Source organism: Ketobacter sp. GenoA1 (assembly GCF_003671475.1).
Taxonomy (GTDB): Bacteria; Pseudomonadota; Gammaproteobacteria; order Pseudomonadales; family Ketobacteraceae; genus Ketobacter.
In genome coordinates, this window is record NZ_RCHM01000044.1 from 47,468 (window position 1) to 62,454 (window position 14,987).

Sequence of the window (14,987 nt, forward strand, 5' to 3'; positions counted from 1 at the left end):
ATATTCGCCATGCTAAAACGTTATCAAGAATTGGTGCCACCTTATTTTCTGGTTCGCTCCCTGATCCTCACCAGTACAGGGATCATCGTCATGGCCTGTGTCTACGCTGAACTGGTGAAAGCCATTGATACGAGCAGTTTCATATTGTCACTGGCCTTGCTGTATCCAGTGCTCTTTATTTCGTCCTACTTGTATCTCACCATCTTTTACCCGCTGCGGGAATCCAACCATTATCCCAATTCAGCACAGCATCCTATTCTATTATTGTTAAGCATACTCAACTACGGATGCGCCATCGCGCTCATTGAAGCCAGTAAAAATGCTGTTGACAATCTGCATGTGCTGACCTTTCTGCTGGCGCTGCCGGCCGCTTCCACCGCTGGATTACGCGGTTGGCAAGCGGTGTTGATAATCAGCATTGCCAATCTCACTGCCGGCCAGGTTCTGCTTGCACAACTGGATACATCCTATTTTCTGCAAATCGCCAGCAGCCAGGTACTGGTCTATCTGCTGTTCAATACCATGATCAGCGAATTCAAACAGAAAACCATCGCCAGCATCAATTTGGCTCAGCTGACCGCCACCCAAAACTTACTGGAATCCCGGGTCGCTCAAGAGACCCGGGAGGCAATCGCCCGTGATCTGCATGATGAATTGGGGCACCTGAGCACTGTCATCAGCCACAACCTGAATCAGTATTGTTACACACACCAAAACAAAGACCCGTTACTGATCAATGCCATGGAACTGACCCGCAAGATGTCCGAACAGATTCGCACACTGTCGCATACCTGGCAGGAGCCGGTTTTTGACATCAAAAGTGCTCTTGAAACTTTGGCGCACAGTATTCCTCGCCCGCATATCGTGGTCGATACAGAAGGCTTTGACGGCAGCTGTTCAGCCTCCAGTGGCGCCATTCTGTTTCGCTGTTGCCAGGAGATCATTACCAATAGCATTCGACATTCCAACGCCAGCACCCTTTACATACTCATAATGAAAAGCCCAACGCAGTACAGCATCAGCATTGAAGACAATGGTTCCGGCAAGACTCAGTTCAAACCCGGCAAAGGCCTGAACGGTATTTATTCCCGAGTGAAACAGTTGGGTGGCAAGATCGATCTGGCACTGAACACCGACGGGTTCAGTGCCACCTTGGTGATTCCCGCGCTATGAAATATCACGTACTCCTGGTGGAAGATCAAGCGTTGGTGCGAGAGAGCCTGGCTTCGCTATTAAACAGCACACAACAATTTCAGGTTACTCACAGCCTGGAATCAGCCCAACTGGCACTGGCACTTCTTAAAAAGAATCAGACCTTCGACCTGATCCTCTGTGACTACCACCTGAAACAGGATACTGCGGAAACCCTGCTGCGCAATCAGAACCTTTTGGGCGGTATTCCGGTTGTCCTGCTAACCTCTCACTTTAACGCATTGGCACTGCAACACTGTCTGTCACTGGGGGCGAAAGGCTTTCTGTTTAAGGAATCCGGTATCGAGGAATTTATACAGGCACTGAATACGGTAGCCAACGGCGGCGTGTATTTTTCAACCCCGGAGCCAACCATCCAGGCACTGAACGATTGCGGAGAATTACAACAACCGGATCTGCAGCTGACAGCCACCGAAACGGAAATACTGAAATGGCTTGCCACCGGTATGAGTAACAAGCAAATTGCCATCAGTACGGATAAAAGCACCGAGACGGTAAAAACCCATATTGCCCGTATACTGAAAAAACTGCAGTGCAAAACCCGCACCCAGGCGGTCACCAAAGCGGCGCACTTTCATCTGATCTAAACCGTATGCAACATGGTATAACGTGCACAAAAAGAAAGGGGCCAGCAGGCCCCTTTCTTTTTACTTGTTAAAAAAACCGCTTATTGCGTCATGGCAACGCCGCTGGAAACCGGCTCTTTAATGAAAGCGAATTTTGCACCCTCATATTTACCCAGTGCTGAAGCTCGCAGGTTTTTCATGGTATTAAACGGCATTTCATAGGTAAACATATCCAGCAACCAACCCTGAATATCACCACCGGGATTGTAATCTGATACGTAGGCCACCTCGACAACACCATTGCCTTTCGGTGTCAGCACCCACTCAGCTTCCATATGTGGGCTGCGAATCATGCTGTCATCTTTATTCAGGTACTGCGGTTCAGCGAATACTTTTTTGGTCACCACCAACGTTTCCGGATTCTGTTCCCAGCGGGAATACAAAATGGCGTCCCGATCACGCTCAGGCCAGGGAGCATCAACAACGGTATAGGTTATGGATTCCTTATCACTGATCTCTTTCAATTGCTCCGCTTTGGCCACCTTATCCATCCACTCGGGAAAAGCGCTGTGATCCGACAAAAAAGACACCAGACTGGAAAGGCTGCCCTTCACAGAAGTGACGACTTTGACTTGTTTCAACGGGCTTGATTGCGATGCTTTGGTATAAAGTTGTACTCCGTTTTCATCCATATCCAACTGCCAGTCACTGGCCAGGGCCACACTTGAAAGCAGCAGAGCGGATGATGCAACCAATGCTTTAAAACGGTTGATTTTGTGCAATGGCATTTCCCTATTCCTCCGGTTTTTTGTTCTTGTATATTCTGTAGAAAATGTACGGGTCTGCAGTCTGTCGTGATCTACACAGCGCAACAGATCAAAAATAAAGCAGGACGCTGATTTTGTCTCGAATGTCATTAGGGTACGCAATGCCCTTCACAAACACAACTGTATTTTATATAACCAAGTGTAAATAAAAAGGGAGCCGTTAGCTCCCTTTTTATTTACAAACCTTAGCAAGTTAGCTGATGTTTGTTATTCCGCAGAGGTATTTTCACCTTGCTCTGCCAGTGCTTCCTTGATACTCAGTTTAATGCGGCCACGGTTGTCCACATCCAACACTTTAACGGTTACTTCCTGACCTTCCTGTAGGTAATCACCCACACTGTTCACACGCTCTTCAGCAATCTGAGAGATATGAACCAGGCCATCGGTACCCGGCAGAATGTTAACAAAAGCACCGAAATCAACGATCTTGTTCACCTTACCGGTGTACAGCTTGCCGATTTCAGCTTCGGCAGTAATGCCTTCCACCATGGACAGTGCTTTCTCGGCTGCAACCTGGTTCTCACCGTAGATTCGTACCTGACCGTCATCCTGAATATCGATCTCGGCACCGGACTCTTCGCAGATACTGCGAATCATCGCTCCGCCTTTGCCGATCACATCACGAATCTTATCCGGGTGGATCTTGATGGTCAGATAGACCGGCGCATCGGAAGACAATGTGCCACGGGCCGCACCCAGTACCTTGTTCATCTCGCCCAGAATATGCAAGCGGCCTTCCCGCGCCTGATTCAGAGCCTTTTCCATGATTTCTTCGGTGATACCGGTAATCTTGATGTCCATCTGCAAGGCGGTAATGCCGTTTTCCGTGCCGGCTACTTTAAAGTCCATATCCCCCAAGTGATCCTCATCACCCAGAATGTCGGACAGGATGGCAAAACGCTCGCCTTCCTTTACCAGGCCCATGGCAATACCCGCCACCGGCGCCTTCATGGGCACACCGGCGTCCATCAACGCCAGACTGGAACCGCACACAGAAGCCATGGAAGAAGAACCATTGGATTCGGTGATTTCAGAGACCACGCGAATGGCATAAGGGAAATCGGCGCTGTCCGGCAACATGGCCTGTACGCCACGACGGGCCAGGCGACCATGTCCAATCTCACGACGCTTGGGCGCCAGCTGGAAGCTGATCTCACCCACACAGAATGGCGGGAAATTATAATGAAGCATGAACGGATCCTGCTTCATGCCTTCAATGGAATCGATGCTTTGGGAATCGCGCAGGCTGCCCAGGGTAGCCGTTACAATGGCTTGGGTTTCACCTCGGGTAAACAAGGCTGAACCGTGAGTACGGGGCAGAACACCGGTTTCCACACTGATCGGACGTACCGTATTCTGGGCGCGGCCATCAATACGGGGTTTGCCGGACAGAATGTTTTCCCGCACCGTCACGTATTCCAGATCGTGGAACGTGTCCTTCACTTCACGCTCGGAAGGGGCGTTCTCGTCATCTTCCTTGCACAGAGCAGCAATGGCTTCGCTACGCAGCACGTCAACCTGAGCATAACGCGCCTGCTTGTCATGGATCTGATACGCTTCCACCAGACGGTTGCCAATCACGTCCTTCACTGCCGCAGTCAATGCAGTATCTTCTTCCGGCGCTTTCCAGTCCCACTTTGGTGTTGCCACTTCTGCAGCAAACTCGTTGATGGCGGTAACGGCTTTCTGCATTTCCATATGGCCAAACAGAACCGCGCCCAGCATCTGGTCTTCGGTTAATTCCTGGGCTTCGGATTCAACCATCAGTACCGCTTCTTCGGTACCGGCCACCACCAGATCCAGCACAGAGGTTTCCAGCTGCTTGTAGGTGGGGTTGAGAACGTACATACCATCGCAATACCCAACACGGGCGGCACCAATCGGGCCCATGAAGGGAATACCGGCGATGGACAGTGCAGCAGAAGCACCGATCAATGCAGCAATATCCGGATCGGTTGTTTTATCGGTCGACATTACCGTGGCAATCACCTGCACTTCATTGGTGAAGCCATCGGGGAACAGTGGACGAATAGGACGATCGATCAAACGGGAGGTCAGCGTCTCTTTTTCGGTAGGACGGCCTTCGCGTTTCATAAATCCACCGGGGATACGGCCGGCGGCATAGAATTTTTCCTGATAGTTAATGGTCAATGGGAAAAAATCGATTCCCGGGCTGGCTTCTTTCTTGGCAACAGCCGTAACCAACACAGAACAGGACTCTGTTTTCACAACGACTGCACCCGTCGCCTGACGGGCTACCTTTCCGGTTTCCAACGTAAATGTCTGGTCACCAAACTGAAATTCTTTTTTTACCACTTTAAACATAATTTACCTTCCGTTTCGAGACTCCGGCACAACTCGTTTTCCTATGATTGCTTACATTCTGAAGCCGAAGTTTTACCAATAGTTTCAATTTCATTAATGCACTTAAAAAAACACGGCACTGATCCGAAGATGAGTGCCGTGTTTCTCAGCGTATCAGAAGCACAGTGTCCACACGGGTAAACCCCTTAGCGGACGGGTGCGTTCTGAATATCTGCCTTGCCAATGCTTCATTAACGACGCAGACCAAGCTTGCCGATCAGTGCAGTGTAGCGATCCAGATCCTTGCGCTTCAGGTAGTCCAGCAGCTTACGACGCTGGTTTACCATACGGATCAAACCACGACGAGAGTGGTGATCCTTGTTGTGAGCTTTGAAGTGACCTTGCAGCTGATTGATTTGCGCAGTCAGCAGAGCAACCTGTACTTCCGGGGAACCGGTATCGCCTTGTCCACGGGCGTGTTCGGCAACAACTTTTGCTTTTTGTTCAGCACTTAATGACATTGTATTTCTCCAAATATGCTTGCATCAAAACCGACCGAACCACGCATATTTACAGTTCGTCGGCTACTTCATCAACAGCTAGATGCTGTTACTTATTAAGCGTCGGGGAGCCACCTTTCCATCGTCCAGCACCTCTCCAACGCCAATAAATTCATGATCCGGCCCGGTGAGCTTCACCCACCCAGTGACCGGTGCCCCCGCTACCTGTACCGGGTTGCCATTGCGCATGTAAAATGCGGTGGCTTCCGTCAGGGCCAGCTCAGGCCAGTGATCGGCACTGCTACCCAGCGGCAAAAGCAACTCATCCAGGGCTTTATGGCCTCCAGAATCAATGGCTTGCGAAAGCGCATCCACGGTGACCGCTTGTTCCAGGGTGTAGGGGCCTGCCTGGGTGCGGCGCAATTCTACCACATGCGCCAGATTCCCCATAGCGGTGGCGATATCTTCCACCAGATTACGCACGTAGGTGCCCTTACTGCAGGATACCGCCAACCGGAAATGGCTGGTGTCGAAGTCTAGCAGCTCCAGGCTGTGAATGCGCACCTTGCGGGCCTTGCGCTCCACTTCCACCCCTTGCCGTGCCAGCTTGTACAAGGGTTGTCCATTATGTTTGAGGGCGGAATACATGGAGGGAATCTGCTCGATATCCCCCCTGAACTGCTCCAGCACCGGCAACAAGGCTGCTTCCGTCAAGCCGTCGGTGGCACAGGTTTCCACCACCTCACCATCTGCGTCTGAGGTATCCGTGCGTGCGCCCCACTTGGCTTTCACCACATAGGCCTTGTCGGCATCCAGCAGAAATTGCGAAAATTTGGTGGCCTCACCAAAGCAGAGGGGCAATACACCGGTCGCCAGCGGGTCCAGACTGCCTGTGTGTCCGGCCTTGGCAGCACCAAACATTCGTTTCACGCGCTGTAAAATCTCGTTGGAAGTACAGCCGGCGGGCTTATCAAGCACCAGCACACCGTCGACGGCACGCCCTTTATTGCGTCGTTTTCCCACGCTTACTCTCCGTCGGATTCGCTGTGTTCATCGTCGCGATGACGGGCCTGATCCTCAGCCACGGCCTTGTCAATGAGGCGCGACATCCGCGGCCCATCAACAATGGTGCGATCATAATGAAAGCGTAGACGGGGCATGGTACGCAACTGAATACTCTTTGCCAGCAAGCTGCGCAGGAAGCCACCGGCATGCTCCAGCACACCGATGGACTCGTCCACGTTCTGATCTTCATTAATACCCATGAACGTGACATAAACATCGGCAAACGCCAGATCTTTACTCACGTTGACGCTATTAATAGTAACCATACCCACTCTTGGGTCTTTTACTTCCCGCTGCAGCAGGACCGCCAGATCACGCTGAATCTGGTCAGCTATGCGGTCAGTACGATTATAACCTCGAGCTCCGTGACGCAACGCCTATCACCCCTTAAATGGTGCGAGCTACTTTCTTAACGTCAAAGACTTCGATCTTGTCGCCTTCTTTCACGTCGTTGTAGCTCTTCACGGCGATACCACATTCGATACCGGCGTTTACTTCGTTTACGTCATCTTTAAAGCGACGCAGGGATTCCAGTTCGCCCTGGAAGATCACCACATCATCGCGCAGGACCCGAATGGGCTTATTGCGATGCAGGGTGCCTTCAATTACCTTACAACCGGCAACTGCGCCAAACTTGGAGGAACGGAACACATCCCGCACTTCGGCCACACCCACGATTTCCTCGCGCAGCTCTGGCTCCAGCAACCCGGACATAGCGTTCTTCACGTCTTCAATGATGTCGTAAATAACGCTGTAATAGCGCAGTTCGATGTTCTCTTCCTGGCACAGTTTACGCGCTGCACCATCTGCCCGTACGTTGAAACCAATGACCACCGCATTGGAGGTCAGGGCCAGGTTCACATCGGACTCGTTGATACCACCAACACCGGAAGAAACGATGTTCACCTTAACTTCCGTGGTGGAAAGATCCACCAGCGCAGACTGCAGTGCTTCCAGTGACCCACGCACATCGGTCTTCAATACGATATTGACGGACGCGGCCTCGCCAGAGCCCATGTTCTCGAATACGTTTTCCAGCTTGGCCGCCTGCTGACGGGCCAAACGGTTATGGCGCAGCTTCTTCTGACGGAACTCAGCCACCTCCCGCGCCTTACGCTCATCTGGAACGATCTGGAACTCTTCACCGGCATCCGGTGCACCGGCCAAGCCGAGAATTTCCACGGGAATGGATGGCCCGGCGGACTGTACCGGTTTGCCGTTTTCGTCCAGCATGGCCCGCACCCGGCCATAATGCTCGCCAGCCAACACCATATCCCCTTGATTCAGAATACCATTCTGGACCAACAGGCTGGCGACAACACCACGCCCCTTATCCACACGGGACTCGATCACGATACCGCGGGCGGCACCCGTTGGAACAGCTTGTAGCTCCAGCAGTTCGGCCTGCAGCAGGATGGCATCCAGCAGCTCATCAATTCCCTGACCGGTATGAGCAGAGACATTAACGAACTGGGTATCACCGCCCCATTCTTCCGAAATTACTTCTTTCTGAGAAAGATCAGACTTGACCCGCTCCGGATCGGCGTCTTCTTTATCAATCTTGTTCACTGCCACAATAATGGGCACGTTCGCCGCCCGGGCGTGATCGATGGCTTCTGCAGTCTGTGGCATCATGCCGTCATCCGCAGCCACAACCAGCACGACGATATCGGTACAGGATGCACCGCGGGCGCGCATTTGGGTAAACGCTGCGTGGCCAGGGGTGTCCAGGAAGGTAATCATGCCGTGGCCGGTTTCCACATGGTAGGCACCGATATGCTGGGTGATGCCACCGGCTTCGCCTGCTGCCACCCGGGTGCGCCGAATATGATCCAGCAGTGACGTTTTACCGTGGTCAACATGGCCCATGATGGTCACCACCGGAGCACGACTGGCAGTCTCGGCGTCGGATTGAGTATCTTCCAGGTGTTCTACCAAAGAATCCTCAACCGCGTCTTCGCTCACCAGCTTGACCTTGTGACCGAACTCTTCCACGACCAATTGTGCCGTATCACGGTCAATGGCCTGATTCATCGTTGCCATAACACCCAGATTAAAGAGGGATTTGACAACCGCAGCGCCCTTTACCGACATTTGCTGTGCCAGGTCTGACACAAGAATGGTTTCACCAAGAGCGACTTCACGCACGACAGGTCCTGTTGGGTTCTGGAACCCATGTTGGTTTAAGCGAGAAGCAGAAACGCGGGGGACAATCTTACGTTCCGGTTGTTTATCCTTACCCTTCTTCTTGGGTACTTTACGGGCCCGCTTGGCCTGGCGGGCTTCCCGGTCCAGACTGTCTTCGAAGGCACGCTTAACAATGGCGTCTTTTTCCTCTTCCAGCAATTCTTCCTTGCTGGCCTCCTCAGATGAACCGCGACCTTCCAGCTCCTGGGCAATACGGCGTGCTTCTTCCAGCGTACGCTGACGGGCTTCTTCTTCCGCTTTCTTACGAGCCTCTTCCTTGCGCTTGGCCTCTTCGGCTTTGCGCGCATCTTCTGCAGCCTGCTCTTCCGGACTCTTCTCCGGCTTTTTAGGCGCGGTATCCTTTGCAGCAGACTCTTTCTTGGTCTTGGCGGTGGAGGCTTTGGCAGGCTCCTTGGCCGCAGCGGCCGCAGTTTGCTTGGCCTCCTCGGCTTTGCGCGCCTCTTCGGCAGCTTTTTTCTCTGCTTCCAGGCGTTCCTGCTCCGCTTTCTTCGCAGCTTCTTCCGCTGCCTTGCGTTCTGCTTCCAGGCGTTCTGCCTCTTCCGCCTTGGCCGCTTCTTCAGCCTCTACTGTGGAACGCTTTACATAGGTCCGCTTCTTACGCACTTCAACGTTCACAGTCTTGCTGCGGCCCTGCGAGCCGCTGACTTTCAGCGTGCTCACACTCTTACGCTTCAGCGTGATTTTCTTGGGCCCAGAGTCCGACTCACCGTGGGATCGTTTCAGGTGCGCCAACAATTGCTCTTTCTCAGTATCTGATACAGCTTGCGCTGGATCTTTGTGAGTCAGTCCCGCGTCTTTCATTTGCTGCAATAAAGTCTCAACGGGAATACCCACGACATCTGCTAGCTGTTCGACGGTCACTTCTGCCATATCAGCGTTTCTCACTCCTGTTCTTCGTGCCGGTTAAGTACTTGTGGTTTGGGTTCAGGTTATTCCTGACCTTCAAACCAGGGGGCACGTGCAGTCATAATCAATTGCGCGGCGCGTTCTTCGTCGATGCCTTCCACATCCAACAAATCATCAACAGCCTGCTCGGCCAGATCATCCATCGTGATGATACCGATTTTCGCCAGCGCGTAGGCGGTGGTTTTATCCATACCGTCCATATTCAACAGGTCTTCAGCAGGCGCCTGCTCGCCTTCCAGTTTCTCTTCTGACACCAATGCTTTGGTCAGTAGAGCATCCTTTGCCCGACGGCGCAGTTCATCGACAACATCCTCGTCGAAACCATCAATTGCCATCATCTCTTCCTTGGGCACATACGCTACTTCTTCGAGGCTGGTAAAACCTTCCTCAACCAGCACCACAGCAACGTCTTCATCCACATCAAGATCATTCATAAAGCGTTCGACCAATTCGCCCGCCTCTTCTTCCTGTTTACTCTGAGCCTGCTCAATGGTCATCACATTGAGATCCCAGCCCGACAGTTCACTGGCCAAACGGATGTTCTGGCCACCTTTACCGATCGCCTGGGCCAGCTGATCCTCTTCCACCGCAATATCCATGGCGTGACGGTCTTCATCCACCACAATGGACATTACATCAGCAGGCGACATGGCGTTAATGACGAACTGCGCCACGTTGTCGTCCCACAGAACGATATCAATTCGTTCACCACCCAATTCGTTGGAAACAGCCTGAACACGGGCACCACGCATACCAACGCAGGCACCAACCGGGTCCACCCGCTGGTCATGGGTTTTTACGGCAATCTTGGCCCGCGAACCCGGGTCACGGGCAGCCCCTTTGATCTCTATGAGGTCTTCACCGATTTCCGGCACTTCTATCTTGAACAACTCGATCAGCATTTCCGGACGCGTCCGGCTGACAAACAGCTGCGGCCCGCGATTCTCGTGGTTTACCCCATGCAACACCGCACGCACCCGATCGCTCATACGGAACGTTTCCCGGGGAATCATCTCATCGCGCGGCAGCAACGCCTCGGCGTTGTTGCCCAAATCCAGAATGACGCTGTCTCGAGTCACCTTCTTGACAGAACCACTAACCAACTCGCCGATACGATCAACAAAAGCCTCAATGACCTGCTGCCGCTCTGCTTCACGAACTTTTTGTACAATAACCTGTTTGGCAGTCTGGGCAGCAATGCGGCCGAATTCAATGGACTCGATGGGCTCTTCCCAGGTATCCCCGATGTTCAGGGATTTGTCCACGTCATGGGCTTCTTCCAGCGTCAAATGACGACCGGGAAATTCAAAATCTTCATCCGCAACCACATGCCAGAGACGATAGGTATCGTAGTCACCTGTAACTCGATCAATGTTGACGCGAATTTCCACGTCATCGGAAGGGAATCGTTTTTTAGTGGCCGTTGCCAGCGCCAATTCAACCGCGCCGAAGATTACGTCTTTATCAACGCCTTTTTCGTTAGATACGGTGTCCGCTACCAAAAGTATTTCTTTGCTCATCTCACTGCCTCACCCTGAGACTGCGTCCGATAGATATCCATCAGTACGTTAGTCAAATATTGGGACCAGGTTTGCCTTATCAATTTGGTTGATGGAAACGGTGAGCTGCTGGTTATCCACTTGAAAAGTGAGCACATCATCTTTCGCTTCCAACAGCTTACCGGTGAAATTTCTCATGCCGTTTACGGCCATTTGCAAACGCACCTTGATCAGTTCGCCCTGGTACATTGCAAACTGGTCAAAGTTGAAAAGGGGTCTGTCCATACCTGGAGAAGACACTTCCAGGTTGTATTCTCCATTGATGGGATCTTCCACATCCAGCACACCACTGACCTGATGCGAGGCTGCTTCGCAATTATCAATGGTCACACCGTCTTCCGAATCTATGTATACGCGCAAAATGGAATGTTTGCCCTGTGACAGATATTCGATGCCCCACAGCTCCATCCCTACAGCGTTGACCGCCGGCTCCAACATTTCTTTCAAAGATTCGATTCGTTTTGAAGACACGTAGTATTGAACTCTATCTTTATGTCACAAACAAAAAGTGGGCACCACGGCCCACAACTGGTTGGCTTGCCGCAGGTGTTACACCGTTGCCCAACCAACATTTTTCCTAACAAAAAGCCCCTAAAAGTAGGGGCTTTCAAAATTCGTACTCGTTAGCTCCGCTTGCGTGCCACCTAACACCTTAAGGTGATCACCCAATCCTATCGGCTGCGCATTATAGCAATGATTGAAGCGCCGCTTCAACTACAACGACCTGAGCACAAATGATCCGATAGAACTTCGAAGTCGCTGCCCGTACCTGGTCAGGTCTGGTAATTCCTGATCAGGTACGGGAGCTTAGGATTGGTAGCGGGGGCTGGATTTGAACCAACGACCTTCGGGTTATGAGCCCGACGAGCTACCAGGCTGCTCCACCCCGCATCGACAAGACGCGCATCTTAGAGACTTTATTTTAACCTGTCAACAGGTTGTCACAAATAAAGATGTTTATCTAAGTGCTGGTAAATTAAAAGAAATTAAAAAGCCTGCTCTACGCAGGCTACTTACCAATTTGGTGCCGAAGGCCGGACTTGAACCGGCACGACCGTTAGGCCACTACCCCCTCAAGATAGCGTGTCTACCAATTTCACCACTTCGGCGGGGAGGCATAATTTAACGGATAACGCATTTGCGTTCCAGCCCAATTATGCCGTAAATCTTAAATTACTCTACCGGGGCAACCGGGGTCGATTCTGGCGCTTCAGATTCGGCCTCATCCACTGCCGCACCGCCTGCTTCAGCCGCCGCTTGCGGTGCCTCAGGCACGTCACCGGTGGTTTCCGCCGGCTCTTCCTGATACTGGGGAACATCAGTCTCGACCACCTGCTCTACCGCCGCTTCCGGCTCCGAGGTAAAGTCAAACTCACCACCACTGGCTTTTTCCCGGGCAATATAGGCCAGCGCCACGCAGATAACAAAAAATATCGCTGCCAGCAACCACGAAGACTTGGTGAGGAAATTACCGCTACCGGCACTGCCAAACACGGTTTGCGATGCGCCACCACCAAAGGAAGCCCCTGCATCGGCACCTTTACCCTGCTGAATCAGCACCAGGCCAATCAGAGCAAGGGCCACACACACCAGCACAATCAATAAAACGGTTTCAAAATTCTCAATCATCTCGATTTCCTAATTACTCTGCCGCATGGCAGATAGCCAAAAACGCTTCGGCATCAAGGGAGGCACCACCGATCAAACCACCATCAATGTCTGGGCAGGCGAACAATTCCGCCGCATTCGCCGCTTTCACACTGCCTCCGTATAAAATAGGCAGTTTGTCTGCGACAGCCCCGTCCTCCGCTGCGAGCCGCTTGCGTAATGTCTCGTGCACTTCCTGCGCCTGCTGCGGAGATGCTGTACGGCCGGTACCAATAGCCCAAACCGGCTCGTAAGCCAGGATTGCCTTGCTGAAGGCTGCTACCCCCGCAGCGTCCACAACGGCCATCAACTGCTCTTCGACCACCTGCGCGGTGGTGCCAGCCTCACGCTGCTCAAGGGTTTCACCCACACATAAAATCGGGGTGAGCCCGGCATCAATCACCGCCATGAATTTGGCAGCAATCTGTTCATTTTGTTCACTAAACAGCGCCCTGCGTTCAGAGTGCCCAAGAATCACATGGCTACAGCCGAATTCCTGAAGCATACCCACCGAGACTTCGCCGGTATAGGCCCCTGCAGGATACTGACTGGCATTCTGCGCCCCCCACTGGATGGCACTGCCACTCAGTTCGTCCGCCACCAGCCCCAGAAAGGGGAAGGGTGCACACACCACCACGCTGGCTCGACCTGGATTCAGGCCTTGCTTCAACTCCCGCAACAGGGCAGTCACGGTGGATTTGGAACCGTTCATTTTCCAGTTGCCCGCAACCACAGGTGTACGCATCGCTCAACTGCCTCCATTTTTACGAGGCGGCAATGGTAGCGAAGAAGATGTCAACATACAAGAATGGGGTTACGCGCCGATCACTTCCTCGACCGCATCGGCTATCTGGCGGCACAATCCCGCCACTTCGTCCGCATCATCCCCTTCCACCATGACCCGAATCAAGGGTTCGGTACCGGAAGGACGCAGCAGGACCCGGCCACGCCCGGAAAGCTGTGACTCCACGGTCTTGACCGCATCCTGAACCTGGGGAATGGATACCACTTCCTGCTTTTCGGGCAACCGAACATTGATCATGGTTTGCGGCAGCTTGGTCATTCCGGAGCGCAACTCAGCCAGGGCCTTGCCCTGCGCCACCATGGCTGCCAGAACCTGCAGGGCAGACACGATGCCGTCCCCGGTGGTGGTCTTGTCCAGGCACACGATGTGACCGGAAGACTCACCGCCCAACTGCCAGTCATTCTGCTTGAGCAATTCCATGACGTAGCGATCACCCACTTTGGCCCGCACAAAATCCACACCCAAAGACTGCAGTGCCAACTCCAGACCGTAATTGCTCATCAGCGTGCCCACGACACCACCCTGCAGGGAGCGGTCCAGCTGGCGGCCACTGGCAATGATGAACAGCAGTTCATCGCCATCCACCAACTCCCCTTCGGCATCCACCATCAACACCCGATCGCCATCACCGTCGAACGCAATCCCCATATCCGCGCGCAGCTCCAGTACTTTTTCCTGCAGGGCCTGGGGATGGGTGGAGCCGCAGTTGTGATTAATATTCAATCCATCCGGCTTAACACCAATGGGCACGATTTCAGCACCCAGCTCTTCAAATACGGCCGGCCCGGGCGCATAGGTCGCACCATTGGCACAGTCCACGACGATGCGCAGGCCATGCAGGGACAAATGCCTGGGAAAGGTGCTTTTACAGAATTCGATGTAGCGACCCCTGGCATCCTCAAGCTTTTTGGTTTTGCCAATCCGGTCAGAAGGCACCGTATCCATTTTCCGGCCCAACTGGGATTCAATGGCCAGCTCCACCTCATCGGGCAGTTTTTTTCCTTCCGTGCAGAAAAACTTGATGCCATTATCGTAATAGGGGTTATGGGACGCACTGATGACAATGCCGGCGGCAGCCCGGTAGGTGCGCGTCAGATAGGCGATGGCCGGTGTTGGCATGGGCCCCAGCAACATGACGTCCACACCGGATGCCGATAGCCCCGCCTCGAGGGCGGATTCAAACATATAACCGGAAATCCGGGTGTCCTTTCCAATCAGAATCCGCTGACGCCCCTCTCCCTGGGCGAATACTTTGCCTGCGGCCCACCCCAATTTGAGCATAAACTCCGGGGTGATGGCCCCTTCACCGACCTTGCCCCTTATGCCATCGGTTCCAAAATACTGTTTGCTCATCACGCTTCCTTAATTTTTCTGAACGTTCAAATCAC

Annotated in this window: 13 protein-coding genes and 2 tRNA genes; 2 read left to right on the forward strand and 13 right to left on the reverse strand. The window is 52.9% G+C overall.

From position 1 onward, the window contains the following. Positions 1-9 precede the first annotated feature (9 nt). Together D9N13_RS19525 and D9N13_RS19530 are read left to right on the forward strand one after the other, a co-directional pair. Positions 10-1,173, forward strand: coding sequence for a sensor histidine kinase (locus tag D9N13_RS19525; RefSeq protein WP_290593471.1), 1,164 nt, complete (start codon positions 10-12; stop codon positions 1,171-1,173). After that, positions 1,170-1,799 (forward strand): response regulator transcription factor, encoded by a 630-nt coding sequence (locus D9N13_RS19530; protein ID WP_290593474.1) that lies wholly within the window; start codon positions 1,170-1,172, stop codon positions 1,797-1,799. The genes D9N13_RS19525 and D9N13_RS19530 overlap by 4 nt, the downstream gene beginning before the upstream one ends. Positions 1,800-1,879: 80 nt before the next feature. Here D9N13_RS19530 and D9N13_RS19535 read toward each other — a convergent pair whose 3' ends face one another. The 13 genes from D9N13_RS19535 to glmM form a co-directional block, all read right to left on the reverse strand. Next, on the reverse strand, positions 1,880-2,566 hold the full coding sequence (locus D9N13_RS19535; protein ID WP_290593476.1) for an START domain-containing protein: 687 nt from the start codon (positions 2,564-2,566) through the stop codon (positions 1,880-1,882). A 246-nt stretch (positions 2,567-2,812) separates the two neighbouring features. Beyond that, positions 2,813-4,930: a polyribonucleotide nucleotidyltransferase gene (gene pnp / locus D9N13_RS19540; RefSeq protein WP_290593478.1), complete on the reverse strand. Its 2,118-nt coding sequence runs from the start codon at positions 4,928-4,930 to the stop codon at positions 2,813-2,815. Between the two features lie 230 nt (positions 4,931-5,160). After that, positions 5,161-5,430, reverse strand: coding sequence for a 30S ribosomal protein S15 (gene rpsO / locus D9N13_RS19545; protein WP_290593480.1), 270 nt, complete (start codon positions 5,428-5,430; stop codon positions 5,161-5,163). Between the two features lie 78 nt (positions 5,431-5,508). Next, the gene (gene truB / locus D9N13_RS19550; protein WP_290593482.1) at positions 5,509-6,432 is read right to left on the reverse strand and encodes a tRNA pseudouridine(55) synthase TruB; all 924 of its coding nucleotides are present in this window, start codon (positions 6,430-6,432) and stop codon (positions 5,509-5,511) included. A 2-nt stretch (positions 6,433-6,434) separates the two neighbouring features. Beyond that, on the reverse strand, positions 6,435-6,848 hold the full coding sequence (gene rbfA, locus D9N13_RS19555; protein ID WP_290593484.1) for a 30S ribosome-binding factor RbfA: 414 nt from the start codon (positions 6,846-6,848) through the stop codon (positions 6,435-6,437). Between the two features lie 13 nt (positions 6,849-6,861). After that, positions 6,862-9,552 carry a translation initiation factor IF-2 gene (gene infB / locus D9N13_RS19560; protein ID WP_290593486.1) on the reverse strand — a complete coding sequence of 897 codons (2,691 nt, stop codon included), beginning with the start codon at positions 9,550-9,552 and terminating at the stop codon, positions 6,862-6,864. Between the two features lie 59 nt (positions 9,553-9,611). Next, positions 9,612-11,108, reverse strand: coding sequence for a transcription termination factor NusA (gene nusA, locus D9N13_RS19565; RefSeq protein WP_290593488.1), 1,497 nt, complete (start codon positions 11,106-11,108; stop codon positions 9,612-9,614). A gap of 48 nt (positions 11,109-11,156) precedes the next feature. Then, complete coding sequence (rimP, locus tag D9N13_RS19570) at positions 11,157-11,618, reverse strand: ribosome maturation factor RimP (RefSeq protein ID WP_290593489.1); 462 nt, start codon at positions 11,616-11,618, stop codon at positions 11,157-11,159. A 343-nt stretch (positions 11,619-11,961) separates the two neighbouring features. Beyond that, a tRNA-Met gene (locus tag D9N13_RS19575) sits at positions 11,962-12,038 on the reverse strand. Positions 12,039-12,169: 131 nt separating this feature from the next. Further along, positions 12,170-12,256: transfer RNA gene (locus tag D9N13_RS19580), tRNA-Leu, on the reverse strand. 64 nt (positions 12,257-12,320) lie between these two features. Then, the gene (gene secG / locus D9N13_RS19585; protein WP_290593490.1) at positions 12,321-12,776 is read right to left on the reverse strand and encodes a preprotein translocase subunit SecG; all 456 of its coding nucleotides are present in this window, start codon (positions 12,774-12,776) and stop codon (positions 12,321-12,323) included. A 13-nt stretch (positions 12,777-12,789) separates the two neighbouring features. Then, on the reverse strand, positions 12,790-13,539 hold the full coding sequence (tpiA, locus tag D9N13_RS19590; protein WP_290593492.1) for a triose-phosphate isomerase: 750 nt from the start codon (positions 13,537-13,539) through the stop codon (positions 12,790-12,792). Between the two features lie 69 nt (positions 13,540-13,608). After that, complete coding sequence (gene glmM, locus D9N13_RS19595) at positions 13,609-14,952, reverse strand: phosphoglucosamine mutase (RefSeq protein WP_290593494.1); 1,344 nt, start codon at positions 14,950-14,952, stop codon at positions 13,609-13,611. Positions 14,953-14,987 lie beyond the last annotated feature (35 nt).